Raw genomic sequence first — 14,946 nt, 5'->3', positions numbered from 1 at the left:
GTCTATCTTATTCATTTAGCGAATTGTAAAGGTGGGAATGTAATGAATGTAGAAGAACAGCTTGAGCTCCTGAAGTACCAAATCAAGCTTATTAAAACAGTGGCTGCCTCGGACGAACATCCTTATTTCATGTACCTGCTGGATCATGATTTCACTGAAAAACAAACACGATCTTTACAGGACCTATTGTACATACTTAACTATCGATTACGTGGTCGCTCTGCTCAAAATGATGAAAATTCCATACTCTTTCACAGTGAAAAAATAAAAGAGATCAGGGAGCGCAATCAATACTTCTCTGTTCCGGATGATTATCTGCGGAGTGAATTACCCCCAACCTATGAAGAATTTGCTTCAATCCTAAAGCTGATTGCACCAATTGATGTTAATCCATCTTATCTTCTAAGATCTCTTAAAATGCAGGAAATGTACATTAACCTGTGCGAGTATCTATTGGGCCAAAATAAATAGAGGATACTTTTAGCTTGCTGATCGTGTTTTGAGCTGCACCCCTTAGAATAGTCAGCGGTTTAAATCGGTAGTCTATCTGCTGACATTCCAAGAGGTGCATTTTTTTTGTTCGTCTGGAAGGAGGATTTATAGGGCTTAAGCGATGGTCAGACGGTTGATATTACCCGACAAAATCTCGCAGGAGCGCTCGAATTTCTCAAACTCGGCTTGGTCGAGATTTAATTCGATAATCTCTTGAATGCCGCCTTCGCCTATGATGGCCGGGACTCCTGCGCAGACATTCCGCTGCCCATACTCGCCGTCCAGAATAGCGGAAACGGCAATGATTTTGTGCTCATCATTCAGGATGGAGCGGGTAATGTGGGCGAGTGCATTTCCGATGCCGTACTGAGTCGAGCCTTTACGGGTAAATATTTCCCAACCGGCATCCTTCGTTTTTTTGGCGATATCGTCCAGGTTCAGGTGTTTGAAGCGTTCTTTATGCTGATCCAGAATATGCAGAATAGGTTTGCCTCCGATCGTCACATGCGACCAGGCAACAAATTGGGACTCTCCATGTTCACCAAGTGCATAACCGTGTACGCTGCGCGGATCGATGGAGAATACCTCGGACAGCAGTGTTTTGAGCCGTGAAGAGTCAATGGATGTACCCGTTCCGATCACACGTTCACGCGGCAAACCAGATAATTTCCATACCATATACGTAACGATATCCACGGGGTTCGCCGCGATGACAAAAATTCCATTAAAACCACTATCCATAATGGGGACCACAATATCTTTGGCAATGGACTCCGCTTCCTCCAGAACATCCAGTCTCGTCTGCCCTGGCTTCGGATTGGCTCCTGCAGTCAGAATGATCACATCCATACTGCCGCAATCGGCGTAGGTCCCTGCGTAGACTTTGGTTCGGTTATGAGTGAAGTCCATGCAGTGAGAAAAATCCAGAGCCTGTGCCACAGCCCGGTCATACGTCCGATCAACCATCATAATCTCCCTGCATATCGATTGATTAATCATCGAATATGCACAACTTGAACCCACAAGACCTGCCCCGATGACTGCCACCTTACCTGATTTGCCTAACACTGCCTTCAGCCTCCGTTTACAATGAATTTATCCGTTACCTGATTATTCTTATGTTAAGTATAGTGCTTTATTTTATGCCGATGTTCAATTCTACGTTACATAAGATAACACATAAAAAAGCCATACAGCAATGATTTCCTTTGTCGCGGGAGCGTATTGGAGCGGCGGAGTTAACAAAAATGACATGAATCACTTGAACTCTGAATTTTAGACAGCATCTGCATGTCCATATTCCGACATGACAGCATTCCTGCAGCTTGTCGGATAAAGGGAATTTTCTACGAAAATGATACCTGACAAAAGTTCTTATGATTCCGCAGAAACAGAACTAAACCGTCAAAGGGTTATGCGTGCACATCGACGAATACTTATCGACATGCAGAAAGGAACTCTGATGGGGTGTGTGTGAAAGGTTATTTTAATCCATATCCATTGTTGTGCAGAAGAGAGGTTACCCGATCCGATGACAGTTCGCTGCAGGAACGCTGAAGCCGTTATTTTGCAAGCCCAAAAGACTTCATACCGGGAGGGAATTAAAAATGATTGAAGAAGCAGGAGCAACGACGGAAACGGCCAAGAGCCTGGGAATAGGCGCCAGTACTCTTCGTAAATATGCGGCAGCGCTGGAGGAGCAGGGATATCGCTTCGAACGTGCTGCGAATAAATCAAGATTGTTCAAATCCGATGATATCGAGTGCATTGAACGCCTGATGACGGAGCTTCGTGAGCATAATCTGCCGCTGGCTGATGCCGTAGTCACGGTGCTGTCTCCGGCAGAAAAACAATCAGAACCGGACTTAGTGCAGAGTGCTTACGAGCAATCAGAACAGGAGTGTGCTGCTGCCAGTGCCGTGCTGTCTGGCCCTGATTCCAAACCGCTGCTGGAAGTGGATCAGCATGGCCAGCTGAGATCGTATGAAGGGCTGGGTCAGCTTGTAAGTGAGGTCACTTACGGTGCGGTAGAACCAAAGCAGGAACAGGATGATCGTGTGCAGCTGCTGCAGCATCGTGTAGATGAACTGGAGCTCACACTTCAGCATCTGGCGGAAACCCACCTTGCGCTGCAGGAACAGATGGAGAAGCAGCGTGTATGGATGAACGAAAAGCTGGAGGAGGAACGGGACCGCGAACTGGTCACGAATCTGCGCAGTTACCAGGGAAGAAAACGCAAGTCCAAAGTCACTTCGCTCCGTATGCTGTTTGGTCTGCTGCCCAAGAAACATAAGGAAGCTTGATGATCATGACTGATCAGTTTACATTAATAATCATCCTGCATTACGGCTGATCGTGATTTCAACCTATACGGCCTGATATAATTAGCTCCAATACAACATGAAGTCCAGCCGCTGATCCGCCATTTTTCGGTTTACGATAAACGGGGTCAGCATACTGGCATAGGAGGCAGCGTGGAACTGGAGCGAAGCTGGCGTAGATTGCTTGGGCTGTGGACAGACCGTCCGGGGCGGGAAGACATGATTGTCGGGGAGCGTTATGTTATACGGGAGCTGCTGGGTATAGGGAGTTATGGACTTACCTATCTGTGTGTAGACCAGCAGACTGGAATAGAAGTGGCATTGAAGGAGTCGAAGCCCAGCAAGGGGAAACTTGCCGCACGGCTGTTGTTTCGGGAAGCGGACGTGCTGCATCACCTGCATCATCCTTCAATTCCTAAGCTGCTGGACGCATTTACAGTGCGAAGACGGAATTACATGGTGACAGAGTACATTCGCGGACAGACACTGGAACATTTAATTTTCGAGCAGGGGCAGCAGTATACAGAGCTTGAGTGCATTGAATTCGCCATTCAGCTGCTGACTCCGGTTGCTCATGTGCATGAGCAGGGGTATATTCACGGCGACATACGAATCCCTAACGTCATCTTACGAGAGGGACAGGTGTATCTGATTGATTTTGGCCTGGCAAGACGCTTGGGGGAGCCGCTGCTGCCAGAGTTGAAGCGCCGAATGAAGGATGTGCCTGAGGCCGAAAATGAGCCAGCTGTACCTGATCAGGATCTGCAGGATATCGGACACTTTCTGCTTTTTATGCTGTACTCAGCGTATGAGCCGCAGAAGGGAAGCGCCCCTGCCAGCTGGCAGGAGGAACTTCGACTTACGCCTGAACTGCATGAAATGCTGGAACGGCTTCTGGGGCTTCGTCCGGGTTATGAGGGCGGGGCAGCAGAGCTGCTGTTCGAGATGGAGGGTTTGAAACTGCTGCTGTAAAGGAAGTGTGCAGAGCGGAGCAAAGCAAGTATAAATATAAAAAGGGGTGTTCAGCTGACCGTGAGAACGGTATTGGTGAACACCCCTTTAGTATGTCTCGCAGCTGAGAATTAGACTCAAGCCAAGGCCGAATTAAGACAAGTCAAGCTTAAGCAGCAGTCCAAGCATAAGGGAATCCAATCCCAATCCAAACGAATCGAATCTGAATCTTAGCTCGCTGCATACATAGTGTAAGTTAGGTGGCTGGTCTATCACCTAGGGTTTGTACAGTCAATCCGGCCAGAACCGTATTTCGTTTAGCTGGAGCTGTATTTCCTGCTTTTATAATAACCGGAGCCATGGCGTTGATCCCTGTGTTTCATATCCGATGATGAGTAGCGTTTGTATGTGCGTTTGCCGGAGGAGCTGCTGTATTTTTTATAGGATCGTCTATTGGAGGAACTGTAACGTTTGTGGTGAGATGAGGACTTGGAGTCCATTAGTTTTCCTATGAGCTTCTTAAACATAAGTCGTTCACCCTTTCGTTTTCAGTTATTTATGCTAATACGATGCTCGTCTGAGAGGGGTTTCGTGTTTTTCGAGAAAAGAGTATTCATCCATTGGCGGCTTGGCGTATAATATGATGTTGGCTAGAGAACCGAAATTTTTTATTTTGGGCATTTCGCGTTACAATAGAAGACAGGATAAGATCATAACGGACAAGGAGTAGTTGGCATGATTACTTTAAAGACCAAAGAACAGATTGAATATATGAGAAAAGCGGGCGAAATTCTTGCTGCGTGCCATAGAGAAATCGCAAAATTGATTCGTCCGGGGATCACAACACAGGAAATTGACCAGTTTGCAGAAGCATTTATTAAAAAAAATGGCGCTATTCCGGAACAAAAGGGGTACAACGGATACCCTTATGCGACATGTGCGTCGGTTAATGACGTGATCTGTCACGGCTTTCCGGGAAAATACGTACTGAAAGACGGCGATATCGTTACCATCGACATGGTCGTTAATTTGAATGGCTGGCTGGCCGATTCGGCTTGGTCTTATGCGGTGGGGAATGTAAGTCCCGAAGCACAGCATCTGCTGGATGTGACCAAAAACTCTCTATATAAAGGGATAGAGCTTGCAGTTGTAGGCAATCGGATCGGTGACATCTCCAATGCAATTCAGCAGTATGCCGAAGGAGAAGGTCTGGCGGTAGTTCGTGAATTTATTGGACACGGGATCGGGGAAAAGATGCACGAAGAACCTCAGGTTCCACATTACGGTCCGCCACATCGCGGCCCACGTCTCAAGGAAGGTATGGTTATTACCATTGAACCGATGCTGAATACAGGAACATTCCGCAGCAAGCTGGATTCAGACGGTTGGACTGCACGCACATTGGATGGAAGCCTGTCTGCCCAATATGAGCACACCATTGCGATCACAGCGGAAGGCCCCGTCATTTTGACTGCACAGTAAGGTTGGTTGAGAGGTTTTATTAGATGGGTCATTGAGAAGTCCCCGTAAGGATTGAAAAATTGTATTAGGCATGGTTGAAAGCTGCCGTGTGATGATATTTGTATATTTCTGGGCGGCCCACGTTTGTGATCCGCCTGTTTCGGTTTAAACTATTATGAAGATTCAACATAGAGCCAGTGGTGCACTGTTTCACTGCAGATGACAAGGGTTGACCTTGAAGCCATTGGGAATCAGGAGGTTATTTTGATGACTGTAAACAAACAGATTGTACTGGCGTCCCGTCCTGAAGGGGCACCTTCCAGAGAAAATTTTGAATTCGTTGAGGTACCGCTGCCAGAACCGGAAGCCGGGCAGGTGCTGGTTCGTACATTATATTTGTCGGTCGATCCGTACATGCGGGGACGAATGAAAGATACGAAATCGTATGCACCACCGTATGCCTTGAATGAAGTCATTAAGGGTGGGGCGATTGGACAGGTTGTGGAATCGTCCGAGCCGAATTTGCGCAAAGGGGATCTGGTCACCGGCATGTGGGGATGGCAGCAGTACGCTGCGGTCAATACAGCGGATCTGTCACTGATTGATTCAGATGAGGCTCCAATCACAGCCTATCTGGGTGCACTCGGCTTGACGGGGTTGACCGCATACTTCGGTATGGAGGATATCGGAAAACCTAAAGATGGCGAGACGGTTGTTGTATCCGGTGCGGCAGGAGCTGTGGGGATGATTGCGGGTCAAATCGGTAAAATCGTCGGTGCACGTGTGGTCGGTATTGCCGGTTCTGACGATAAATGCGATTATCTGAGAGAAAAGCTTGGCTTCGACGTTGTGCTCAATTACAAGACGGAGCAGGATATGTCTGCAGCGATTGCAAAAGCTTGTCCAAACGGAGTGGACGTGTATTTCGACAATGTCGGCGGCGACATCTCGGATGCCGTGCTGCGTCATATTAATCGGAATGCTCGTATTCCGCTGTGTGGACAGATTTCATCCTATAATCTGGAGAAGCCGGATATCGGAATGCGTCCACAGACACTGCTGTTAACGAACACAGCACTGATGAAAGGCTTTTTGCTGGGCGACTATACAAAGTCCTTTAAGGAAGGGCGCGCCAAGCTGGCCAAATGGATCAAGGAAGGCAAGCTGCAGTATGAGGAGAACATCGTAGATGGTTTCGAACGCACACCGGAAGCCTTCATGGGTCTTTTCTCGGGAGATAATCTGGGCAAGCAGCTGGTAAAAGTTGCGGACCCTGAATGATAAATGGCTTTTTGCTTCAAGTCTCAGCTGAGCAGGTCTGTGGGGCTCTCGTGTCTGAAGTTGAAGACAAAAGCAAACACAAAAGTGACAGCAAGAAAAGTAAAAGACACGTTCTTTAGCACCTTTGGATGGTGATGAACGTGTCTTTTGAGTTGCTGTGATACTGCGACACTACAGCTGCCTAATGTTGAACAGCCAGCACTTCTTTGTAGTGCTTATACATATATACACGCCAGCGCACAATCATACCGAACGCGAGCAGGAAGAACAAACCACCCGTTTGCGGAATACTGACGTACTGCTGGATGACTTCATGCAGTATTAGGCGTACAGCCAGCAATCCAAGCAAGATGAAGGCAAAACTGCGGGAACGTGTGGCGAAGATCTCTTCTCCTACGCGTTCAAACCGGGTGCTGCGAATCAGCGGATACGAGAAAATAAACCAGCCGACCAGAAAAGCAATGAATGCCCATAACCATGGGACACGCGTCTCCTGTACAGCAAACATAAAAAAGCCTGTGCTCATGCCGAGCGGCGGAATAATGATTTTACGAATGGTGACTGGTCGGTGGCTGGCCTTCATGCGAATAAAGATGGCAAGTAAGGCCATGACCAGCATACCAACGGTCGCCCCGATCTGAAGATAGTACGGAGAGATTTGAGCCACGTAAACGCCCTCTTTCTGGAATGATATGTAATCCGATAGACCGGATGAAATACAAATAACCTGATTTTTCAGTTCCTATTATAGCACAAACGCTGGAACTCGATAGAACGCATATATTATAAAACGATGAAGATACCGACCTTTTTTTATTAGGAAAATATGTATGTAATAGTGTTCCCGCCGAGCTCATGTTTATTCGAACGATGGGAAAATGAAAAGGTACCGCGAAGATGGAAACTTCATGCGGTACCCAAAGCTTGACTGGCTGGGCGAGGTTCAATGACTTGGTGCAGCTTGTTCAAGACTGTCCTCTTACTCTGACAAGAGCGGCCTTGTTATGTGTTTTCGGAAAGGTGGCGCAGCCCGTGAAGAAAGGCAGACACGGTCAGACGCAAACTGTCGTCTGGACTGAAATCCATGCCGAAGCCGCCCTGTGCCTCGATTGAGGCAAAACCATGGCAGAGGCTTCGCAATCCCCGAACAGCATGCAGCGCCTGCGCTTCGGTGAGGGGGTATGGCTGCAGGGTATGCAGCATCATGTTCAGCAGAGCTGTTTTGCATGCCGCGAGCTGTGGTTCATTCAGATCGGGTGCATGGTACGAGGCTTCGTAGAGCCCGGGATGCCGGCGAACGAAGCCCAAGTAAGCAGCGGCGATGGCCTGAATGGCCTCATCGCCGGTGTGGTCAGCCGCAGCCTCGTTTACGGCGAGGCCAAGCTGCTGCACTGACATCAGCGCCAGTTCTTGGCGAAGCCCGGGAAGCCCGCTGATGTGGTTATAGAGCGACGGTGAGCGCACATCGAGCCGCTTCGCAAGAGCGGCAAGGGTCAGCGCCTCAAAGCCGTCGCTGTCCACGATCTGGATCGCGGCGCTGAGCAGCGCGTCGCGGTCCAGACCTTGCCGGGGGCTCATCGCTGCCCCCGGCTGGCTGCAGCCGCTGCTGCGCATCCGCTGCGGCCGCGCGCATGGCGGTCGCGGGCTGGCGCAGCATCCGTCCGTGGCCAACGGCCAGCACGGACGGTTCCAGCTCTGCCAGGCGCTTGGCGCTGGCTAGTGCCGCTTCGCGATTCCACGTGGCCAGCGCAGGGAACGGGAAAAGCGGGCGCATGCGGCCGGATACAGCCAGACCGCCGCGCACCTGATACGCGTCGCCGGCAATCAGCACTCGGCTGCGTGTATCCATAAAGGCCATATGCCCCGGCGTATGGCCTGGAGAAGCAATGGCGACCAGCGAACCGATCTGGTCGCCATCTTCGAGCAGGCGATCCGGCTTCGTACGGACGCCTTTAGGCACACTGCCGCGTATTTTCGTCTGCGGCTCGTGCGGCAGCAGTGAAACATCCCCTGCTAACAGCTCGGCATCCCGTCTGGAGATGCACACCTCAGCATCGGGAAGTGCATCCTTGAGACCATCAAGTGAACCAACATGATCAGCATGAGCATGGGTCAGGATGATGGTAGTAATAGGCTTACCGAGTGCAGCGGCTGCTGTAAGAATTCCTTTAAGACTGAATGGCATTCCTGCATCAATCAGGGTCAAATGCTGCTCTTCTTCAACCAGATAGACATTTACAGGAAAGAGGCGGGGGAAAAATGTGACTTGGGTTACATCGAACTCGCGGATAATACGCACTTGAAAACCTCCCGTAAACTAATGATGTTAGTAATATAACTAATGACATTAGTTTTGGCAATCATTATTTTAAAATGAGCCGGGTTATCATGAAATCAGATTAAAATCAAACTTTACAAAAAAAGCGTTTTCAAATTGCGGATTACCGATTATAATAATCACGTAAGCCCTTTCATATGTCTATCTTATTGGAGCCCTTCGCGATGCGAAAGGCTCACTTTTTTTATATAAATGGCTTCTCCAACCTGCTTTTCCAAATGTGTTTTCAGCAGATCGTAGAGGGGCTGTAAGTATTGGTATAACAGGCATATTCATACTTGGTCCAAGCCCAGGTGCAGGTGTTGACAAACATAACTGTTATTCATATAATGACAGTTATACTTACCTTGGAAAGAAGTTCATCGGCGCATTATGCCGGGAAGGGAGTAAGTTATGAACAGCGAATTTACCATTGCGGTGCATTGTCTTGTTTTTCTATCCATGAGAAGCGAGTGCATGGCCAACAGTGAAGACCTGTCCCAAAGTGTGGGGACGCACCCGGCCAGAGTCCGCAAGGTACTGAGTGTTCTGCGTAAACATGGCTACCTGACAACAAAGGAAGGTGCCCATGGCGGGTACTTGCTCAGCCGTCCAAGTGAAGAGATCAAGCTGGGGGAAGTGTACAGGCTCGTAGCCGGAGGTTCACTGGGGCCAAGCTGGTGTTCAGGTGAATCGGGTTCACCTTGTAAAGTATCCTCTAATATGCAGGGTGTGATGGGGGCTATATACGATGGAGGAGAAGAGGCGCTGAGCGCTTATTTCGATGGAATATCCATTCGTGATGTAAGACAAAGCATTGAGCGTGGAGAAGGAGCCTGTCTAATAGAAGGTTTCTCTGTCAAAGAGAAAGAGAAGTCTTGATGATTGTCATCCGTTAGGTGGATCATGATGCAGCTCGACCAGGCATGGGGGAGAAGTGTAAACAGGCGTATGCTCCGGTGTAAGATGGATTGAAGATTGAGGTGATTCCGGGCATAACGTGAACACAGATGGGGAGCGTTCGTCTGCGCTGATGTTATTTTCGGAAGGTCTTTGCTTGAGGGCGAAATAGCTTTCAAGAGGCTTTGCGAACGTAAAAATAAAATATTCCAAACACAACTAGGGAGTGGAACACAATGTCGGTTACTGAAAAAAATGAAACACTTCGCGTCATTAGCGAACGCCACGCAGTTAAAAAGTATGAAAAAGGTTTTGTATTGCCGGAAGCTGATCTGAACGCAATACTGACCGCAGCTGCGGAAGCACCATCTTCCTGGAATCTGCAGCACTGGAGATTCCTCGTCATTGAATCCGAAGCAGACAAAGCAAAATTGCTCCCGATTGCTTACGGCCAAACACAAGTGGTTGACAGCTCCGTTACCATTGCGGTTCTTGGTGATCTGGAAGCTAACCGCAACACATTTATCTATGATCAGGCTGTTGAAGCTGGTGCACTGCCTGCGGAAGTTCGTGACGCATTGGTTGGTCAAATTAACGGTGCTTACCAAAGTCCGCAAATCGCTCGTGATGAAGCGATTCGCAACGCTTCGTTTGCTTCCCAGAATATCATGCTTGCAGCACGCTCCCTGGGTTATGACACCTGCCCGATGGGTGGATACAACCCGCAGCAATTGATTGAAGCATTCAACATCCCTGCACGTTTTGTGCCAACCCTGTTGATCACTGTGGGTAAGGCTGCTGAGCCGGCTCGTCCGTCAGGCCGCTTCCCATTGTCTGAAGTCGTTGTAAAAGGTTCATTCTAAGATCATCTGAACGTGGATTATAAGCAGTAATAATTTAAGCGAGTACGGTCCTTCTAATCAGGGGGAGTACTCGCTTTTTTGCTTTTTCAACTACGCTTCAACTTCGTTTCAGCTGCTCAATATGAGGCGGCCTGTACCTGTTATTTTACTGCTGCGATAGAGGCTGCCGATGATCAAACTGCTGTGTGTTTGTATTGGTGTACGCACAGAAAGAAGTGGGCAGGAGATTGCTCCGGTCTGAATGGGAATTTCTGTGTATGGTAAAATATGATATCAATAGTACATATAATCGAGGTGATCGGCAGGTGTGAGTATATTAAGATACAGTTATCCTACGATGCTGAAAAGAAGCAAAAGTCTGTCGTATCGACAGCAGGTGACTTCAATGACAGTGGTACACATGAAATTTTTAGTTGAACATAAGTTAAACGTTGTAGAACCATTTCAGGAGGATGGCTCACTCAAGGAAGACCTGGTTTAGCAAAGTTCGGACTTAACCGACCTGGGAAACAAATTTTTCAAAGAGGTTTTTCCGAAATGGTCTGCGTATATTTATCGCGGCGGAGATATTTAGAAAACGACCATGCTGCTAAAGGGTTTGACCAAGCTAACCTCCTGCATCAAAGACGAGACAGATTCTGCAGTGTAATATAAATCACGTAGACAGAGGCTCCGATTCAAACTCACGCTTTATTTCCACTCTACCTTTAGGTGAATCTCCATCTCAAATTCAAACTCAGTATAATAAATAAACTGCACTCTTTCTACGAAAGAATAGTGCAGTTTATTTGGTGCTGTTTTCTTTTACAAAATAATCAGCTTTTTAAAATCCGGCTTTACTAAAGAGAAAATTTAATCTCACTTCTCCGGTGTTTCCGGGATTTGCGGTGTAAAGAAGGATTCCATGTGCTCCATTGCATTGTACATCATCACCGCAGCATCAGCGCGAGTAATGGCTTGTTTCGGATTGAACTGTCCATTCGCATCCAGCGTGCTGATTTTCAGCACGAGGGAACGCTGTACTGCACCTTGGTACTCCGGCGTAAGCTCTTTCTCATCTGTGATATCAACAGGCTGAATTTTGATCATAGGCAGACCGCCTTTGGCCTCTATGGCCTGCATCAGGAACAGGGTGTACTGCTCACGGGTGAGCGGTTTGGAGGGGTCGATATTCTGCGGCAGCTTGATGCTGTTGTACTGTGCGCGGATGAACGCATCGCTGTACCAGACGCCATCTTTTACAGCAGAAAAATAATCACTCGGTACAGGCATTTTGATGAAACGAATAGCGTTAAGGTTAAGATCCAGCCCGTCTACAATCAATTGAATGCCTTGGGCTGTATTCAGCTGTTCTTCCGGCTTGAACAAGTTGTCACTAACCCCTTTGATTAACCCGTTCTGATGAAGGGATTCAATTTTGTCTGCACCTGGTAATCCTTGAATATCCGTGAAATTGGATGGCGCAGCATGGAGAGGACCTGCACTTAGTGAGAGCGTAAGCAGCGCCGCTGCGCTGAAAGCAGCCATCATATTTTTTTTCATCTCGTGTCGCCTCGCTTTTCCAGGGAGGTATTTCCCTTTATTTTAAAGTGATTTGCACCTATAGACGACCCTTCTGTTCAAAAGGTTGCTTCCATTGTTGCCAAATCTGAATTCACAACGTAACCTTTGGATTAGTCCGATAATCCGGGGGTGATCGTCTCAGTAAGCTTTTCTGAAATTGTTAGAAAATAAAACCGTGCGACCATGCCCGAATAGCGTTTCTGGAGATCGTTAGAAAAATGTGCAATGGGATCTGTCAGGCCGATGAACGGATTATGAAATCACAGTTACTTTTGTGATACGAACGAAATGTCTGACGACCAACGTTTTTACTAATTAAGACCTATAGATGGGATTTTATGTTTAATTTAAAATATAATTAGTAAAGCGCTTACATAAAATTGATTTTTACCTGCATATCTGTAGATGCGCTACAAGGCATTGGGCTTACCAATTTGATTGGGGAGGCAATGAATAATGGGACAATTATCACTCTGGAAGCGCACATGGCGGGCAGCCGGCATAATGCTGCTGGGCTCGGCACTGTTTTCCGCTTCGCCTGGTCTGATCCACCTGCCTGGAGCTCATGCAGCTGGTCCGAGGCAGATGGAATATCTGGATCGGGGTGTGGTGGCAGTGAAAACAGGCAGTGGTGTGTTTGTCAGTTGGCGTCTGCTCGGAACGGAAGGCTCCAATGTGGCTTTTAATGTGTATCGGGATGGAATCAAAGTGAATACATCACCTATAACAGGCAGCACCAATCTGCAGGATGCAGGCGGGACAAGCAGTTCAAAGTATACGGTGCGTGCTGTTGTTGGTGGAACCGAGCAGGCTGCTTCTGCCGCTGCAGGTGTCTGGGGCAGCAATTATTTGAGCGTGCCGCTTCAAGTTCCTGCGGGTGGAACCACACCGGATGGTGTGGCTTATACCTACAGTGCCAACGACGCCAGCGCAGGGGATCTGGATGGAGACGGTCAATACGAGCTGATCGTGAAGTGGGACCCTTCCAACTCCAAGGATAACTCGCAAAGCGGTTATACCGGTGAAGTATTCATCGATGCATACAAATTAAACGGCACTCGCCTGTGGCGGATCAGTTTAGGCAAAAATATTCGTGCGGGCGCTCACTATACCCAGTTCATGGTTTACGATTTGGATGGGGACGGCAAAGCCGAAATCGCCATGAAAACAGCTGACGGCACTCGGGATGGTACAGGCATTGTGATCGGGGATGCCAGCAAGGATTACCGCAATTCGAGCGGCTATGTGTTATCCGGACCCGAATTCCTGACGATCTTCAACGGGCAGACGGGAAAAGCGATGTCCACCATAAACTATGAACCGGCACGGGGTAATGTCTCAGACTGGGGAGACAATTACGGCAATCGGGTCGACCGCTTTCTCGCGGCCGTTGCTTACCTGGATGGTGAACGCCCAAGTCTGGTTATGGCTCGCGGGTACTATACACGGAGTGTGCTGGCAGCCTATAACTGGCGAAACGGACAGCTGACTAAGCAGTGGATTTTTGACTCCAATACGGCAGGCAATTCAGGCTATGCCGGACAGGGAAATCATAATCTGAGTGTGGCTGATGTCGACGGGGATGGCAGGGATGAGATTGTTTATGGGGCTATGGCTGTCGACGATAATGGAAGAGGGCTGTACACGACAGGTTTGAAGCATGGAGATGCGATGCATCTGAGTGATCTGGACCCGGATCGTCCGGGGCTGGAGGTATTTCAGGTTCACGAGACACCGTCCAATGCAGGGGTATCGTTCCGTGATGCAGGTACGGGTCAGCTTATCTGGGGTATCAAAACAACGAAAGATATTGGACGCGGCATGGCAGCAGATATCGATCCAAGGTACAAAGGTGCCGAAGTATGGGCAGACGGCAGCCTGTACACAGCCAAAGGGCAGAAGCTCGGTTCTGTTCTGCCTTCTTCCACGAATTTTGGCATCTGGTGGGACGGTGATCTGCTGCGCGAGCTGCTGGACAGCAACCGGATCGACAAATGGGACTATGCCAACAGTAAAACTGTAAATCTGCTGACTGCTTCCGGGGTATCTTCCAATAATGGCACCAAATCTACACCGAGCCTTCAGGCAGACCTTTTCGGAGACTGGCGGGAAGAGGTCGTATGGCGTACAAATGACAGCTCGGCATTGCGAATCTACACCACCACAGCTCTGACGGACAAGCGTATTTATACTCTGATGCATGATCCGGTATATCGTCTCGGAATCGCTTGGCAAAATACGGCTTATAACCAGCCGCCGCATACCGGCTTTTATCTGGGTGAAGGAATGAACCCGCCTCCAATGCCGAATATTCGGTATGCGGGCAGATAAAGAACGGGCAGGTTCTGCAGCCCGGCTCCAGTCATGTGAACAGGATCAGCGAAGGATTAAACTTCGCGGAAGGGAACAACGAGTAAGGAGCCGTTGTTCCTCTTTTTTTCCAGAGGTGCAGAATTTCGGTGAAAAGTGGAAAAAACGTTTGACAGTCATATAGACTGCCTTTATTATACGTATATAACTTACTAAACAGGTAGGAATAATGAAAATGGCTGATTTTGTTGCGGAGTCGGTCATGACAGACACAAGAGTACACACATTTGAACAGCATAGCGTTCTCACCGTATAGACGGAGGAACACCGCAGCGCATTTTACCGGATGAAGCATACACGGCCTTGGGGTCGGTATGACTTGATGAGGGGAGAGTGCGCAGGGGTTCCTCCGTCTTGTTGTTTTTTTTTCGGGTGCGTTCCGCTGTTCTGCCAACCTGTAGTTAATCATGCAAGTTTATATCGGGGG

At 48.4% G+C, this 14,946-nt stretch carries 14 protein-coding genes; 9 read left to right on the top strand and 5 right to left on the bottom strand.

Translation table 11 applies throughout. The features are described 5' to 3' along the window. Positions 1–42: 42 nt before the first annotated feature. Positions 43–471 (top strand): hypothetical protein, encoded by a 429-nt coding sequence (locus tag ABXS70_RS23560; RefSeq protein ID WP_342553981.1) that lies wholly within the window; start codon positions 43–45, stop codon positions 469–471. Positions 472–606: 135 nt separating this feature from the next. Here the strand turns inward: ABXS70_RS23560 and ABXS70_RS23555 are convergent, their stop codons facing one another. Beyond that, the gene (locus ABXS70_RS23555; protein WP_366291277.1) at positions 607–1,560 is read right to left on the bottom strand and encodes an L-lactate dehydrogenase; all 954 of its coding nucleotides are present in this window, start codon (positions 1,558–1,560) and stop codon (positions 607–609) included. Between the two features lie 539 nt (positions 1,561–2,099). Here ABXS70_RS23555 and ABXS70_RS23550 point away from each other — a divergent pair. The 4 genes from ABXS70_RS23550 (at position 2,100) to ABXS70_RS23535 (ending at position 6,506) form a co-directional block, all read left to right on the top strand. Beyond that, the gene (locus ABXS70_RS23550; protein WP_342553983.1) at positions 2,100–2,795 is read left to right on the top strand and encodes a hypothetical protein; all 696 of its coding nucleotides are present in this window, start codon (positions 2,100–2,102) and stop codon (positions 2,793–2,795) included. A 171-nt stretch (positions 2,796–2,966) separates the two neighbouring features. After that, complete coding sequence (locus ABXS70_RS23545; RefSeq protein ID WP_342553984.1) at positions 2,967–3,785, top strand: protein kinase; 819 nt, start codon at positions 2,967–2,969, stop codon at positions 3,783–3,785. A gap of 714 nt (positions 3,786–4,499) precedes the next feature. Then, a complete protein-coding gene (gene map, locus ABXS70_RS23540; RefSeq protein ID WP_342553985.1) occupies positions 4,500–5,246 on the top strand; it encodes a type I methionyl aminopeptidase in 747 nt (248 codons plus the stop codon). A gap of 246 nt (positions 5,247–5,492) precedes the next feature. After that, positions 5,493–6,506 (top strand): NADP-dependent oxidoreductase, encoded by a 1,014-nt coding sequence (locus tag ABXS70_RS23535; RefSeq protein WP_366291272.1) that lies wholly within the window; start codon positions 5,493–5,495, stop codon positions 6,504–6,506. 181 nt (positions 6,507–6,687) lie between these two features. On the opposite strand, the gene ABXS70_RS23530 is transcribed toward ABXS70_RS23535, so the two are convergent. The 3 genes from ABXS70_RS23530 to ABXS70_RS23520 all read right to left on the bottom strand — a co-directional run bounded on the left by ABXS70_RS23530 (position 6,688) and on the right by ABXS70_RS23520 (position 8,805). Then, positions 6,688–7,173 (bottom strand): cytochrome c biogenesis protein CcdC, encoded by a 486-nt coding sequence (locus tag ABXS70_RS23530; RefSeq protein ID WP_342553987.1) that lies wholly within the window; start codon positions 7,171–7,173, stop codon positions 6,688–6,690. 335 nt (positions 7,174–7,508) lie between these two features. Then, entirely contained in the window at positions 7,509–8,084 is a 576-nt protein-coding gene (locus tag ABXS70_RS23525; RefSeq protein WP_342553988.1) for a WHG domain-containing protein, read from the bottom strand. Next, a complete protein-coding gene (locus ABXS70_RS23520) occupies positions 8,008–8,805 on the bottom strand; it encodes an MBL fold metallo-hydrolase (protein ID WP_366291268.1) in 798 nt (265 codons plus the stop codon). Before ABXS70_RS23520 ends, ABXS70_RS23525 begins: the two co-directional genes overlap by 77 nt. A gap of 432 nt (positions 8,806–9,237) precedes the next feature. On the opposite strand from ABXS70_RS23520, the gene ABXS70_RS23515 reads away from it, so the two are divergent. From ABXS70_RS23515 to ABXS70_RS23505, 3 genes are all read left to right on the top strand, one after another. Further along, positions 9,238–9,705, top strand: coding sequence for an Rrf2 family transcriptional regulator (locus ABXS70_RS23515; protein WP_342553990.1), 468 nt, complete (start codon positions 9,238–9,240; stop codon positions 9,703–9,705). A 254-nt stretch (positions 9,706–9,959) separates the two neighbouring features. Next, positions 9,960–10,586 carry a nitroreductase family protein gene (locus tag ABXS70_RS23510; RefSeq protein WP_342553991.1) on the top strand — a complete coding sequence of 209 codons (627 nt, stop codon included), beginning with the start codon at positions 9,960–9,962 and terminating at the stop codon, positions 10,584–10,586. Between the two features lie 307 nt (positions 10,587–10,893). After that, positions 10,894–11,067, top strand: coding sequence for a hypothetical protein (locus ABXS70_RS23505; RefSeq protein WP_342553992.1), 174 nt, complete (start codon positions 10,894–10,896; stop codon positions 11,065–11,067). A gap of 377 nt (positions 11,068–11,444) precedes the next feature. On the opposite strand, the gene ABXS70_RS23500 is transcribed toward ABXS70_RS23505, so the two are convergent. Next, positions 11,445–12,128, bottom strand: a complete 684-nt coding sequence (locus ABXS70_RS23500) for an S-layer homology domain-containing protein (RefSeq protein WP_342553993.1) — start codon at positions 12,126–12,128, stop codon at positions 11,445–11,447. A gap of 606 nt (positions 12,129–12,734) precedes the next feature. Here ABXS70_RS23500 and ABXS70_RS23495 point away from each other — a divergent pair. Then, on the top strand, positions 12,735–14,480 hold the full coding sequence (locus ABXS70_RS23495; RefSeq protein ID WP_342556209.1) for a rhamnogalacturonan lyase: 1,746 nt from the start codon (positions 12,735–12,737) through the stop codon (positions 14,478–14,480). Positions 14,481–14,946: the final 466 nt, after the last annotated feature.

The organism is Paenibacillus sp. AN1007, from assembly GCF_040702995.1.
Lineage (GTDB): Bacteria > Bacillota > Bacilli > Paenibacillales > Paenibacillaceae > Paenibacillus.
This window is presented reverse-complemented; position numbering and strand designations above follow the sequence as displayed.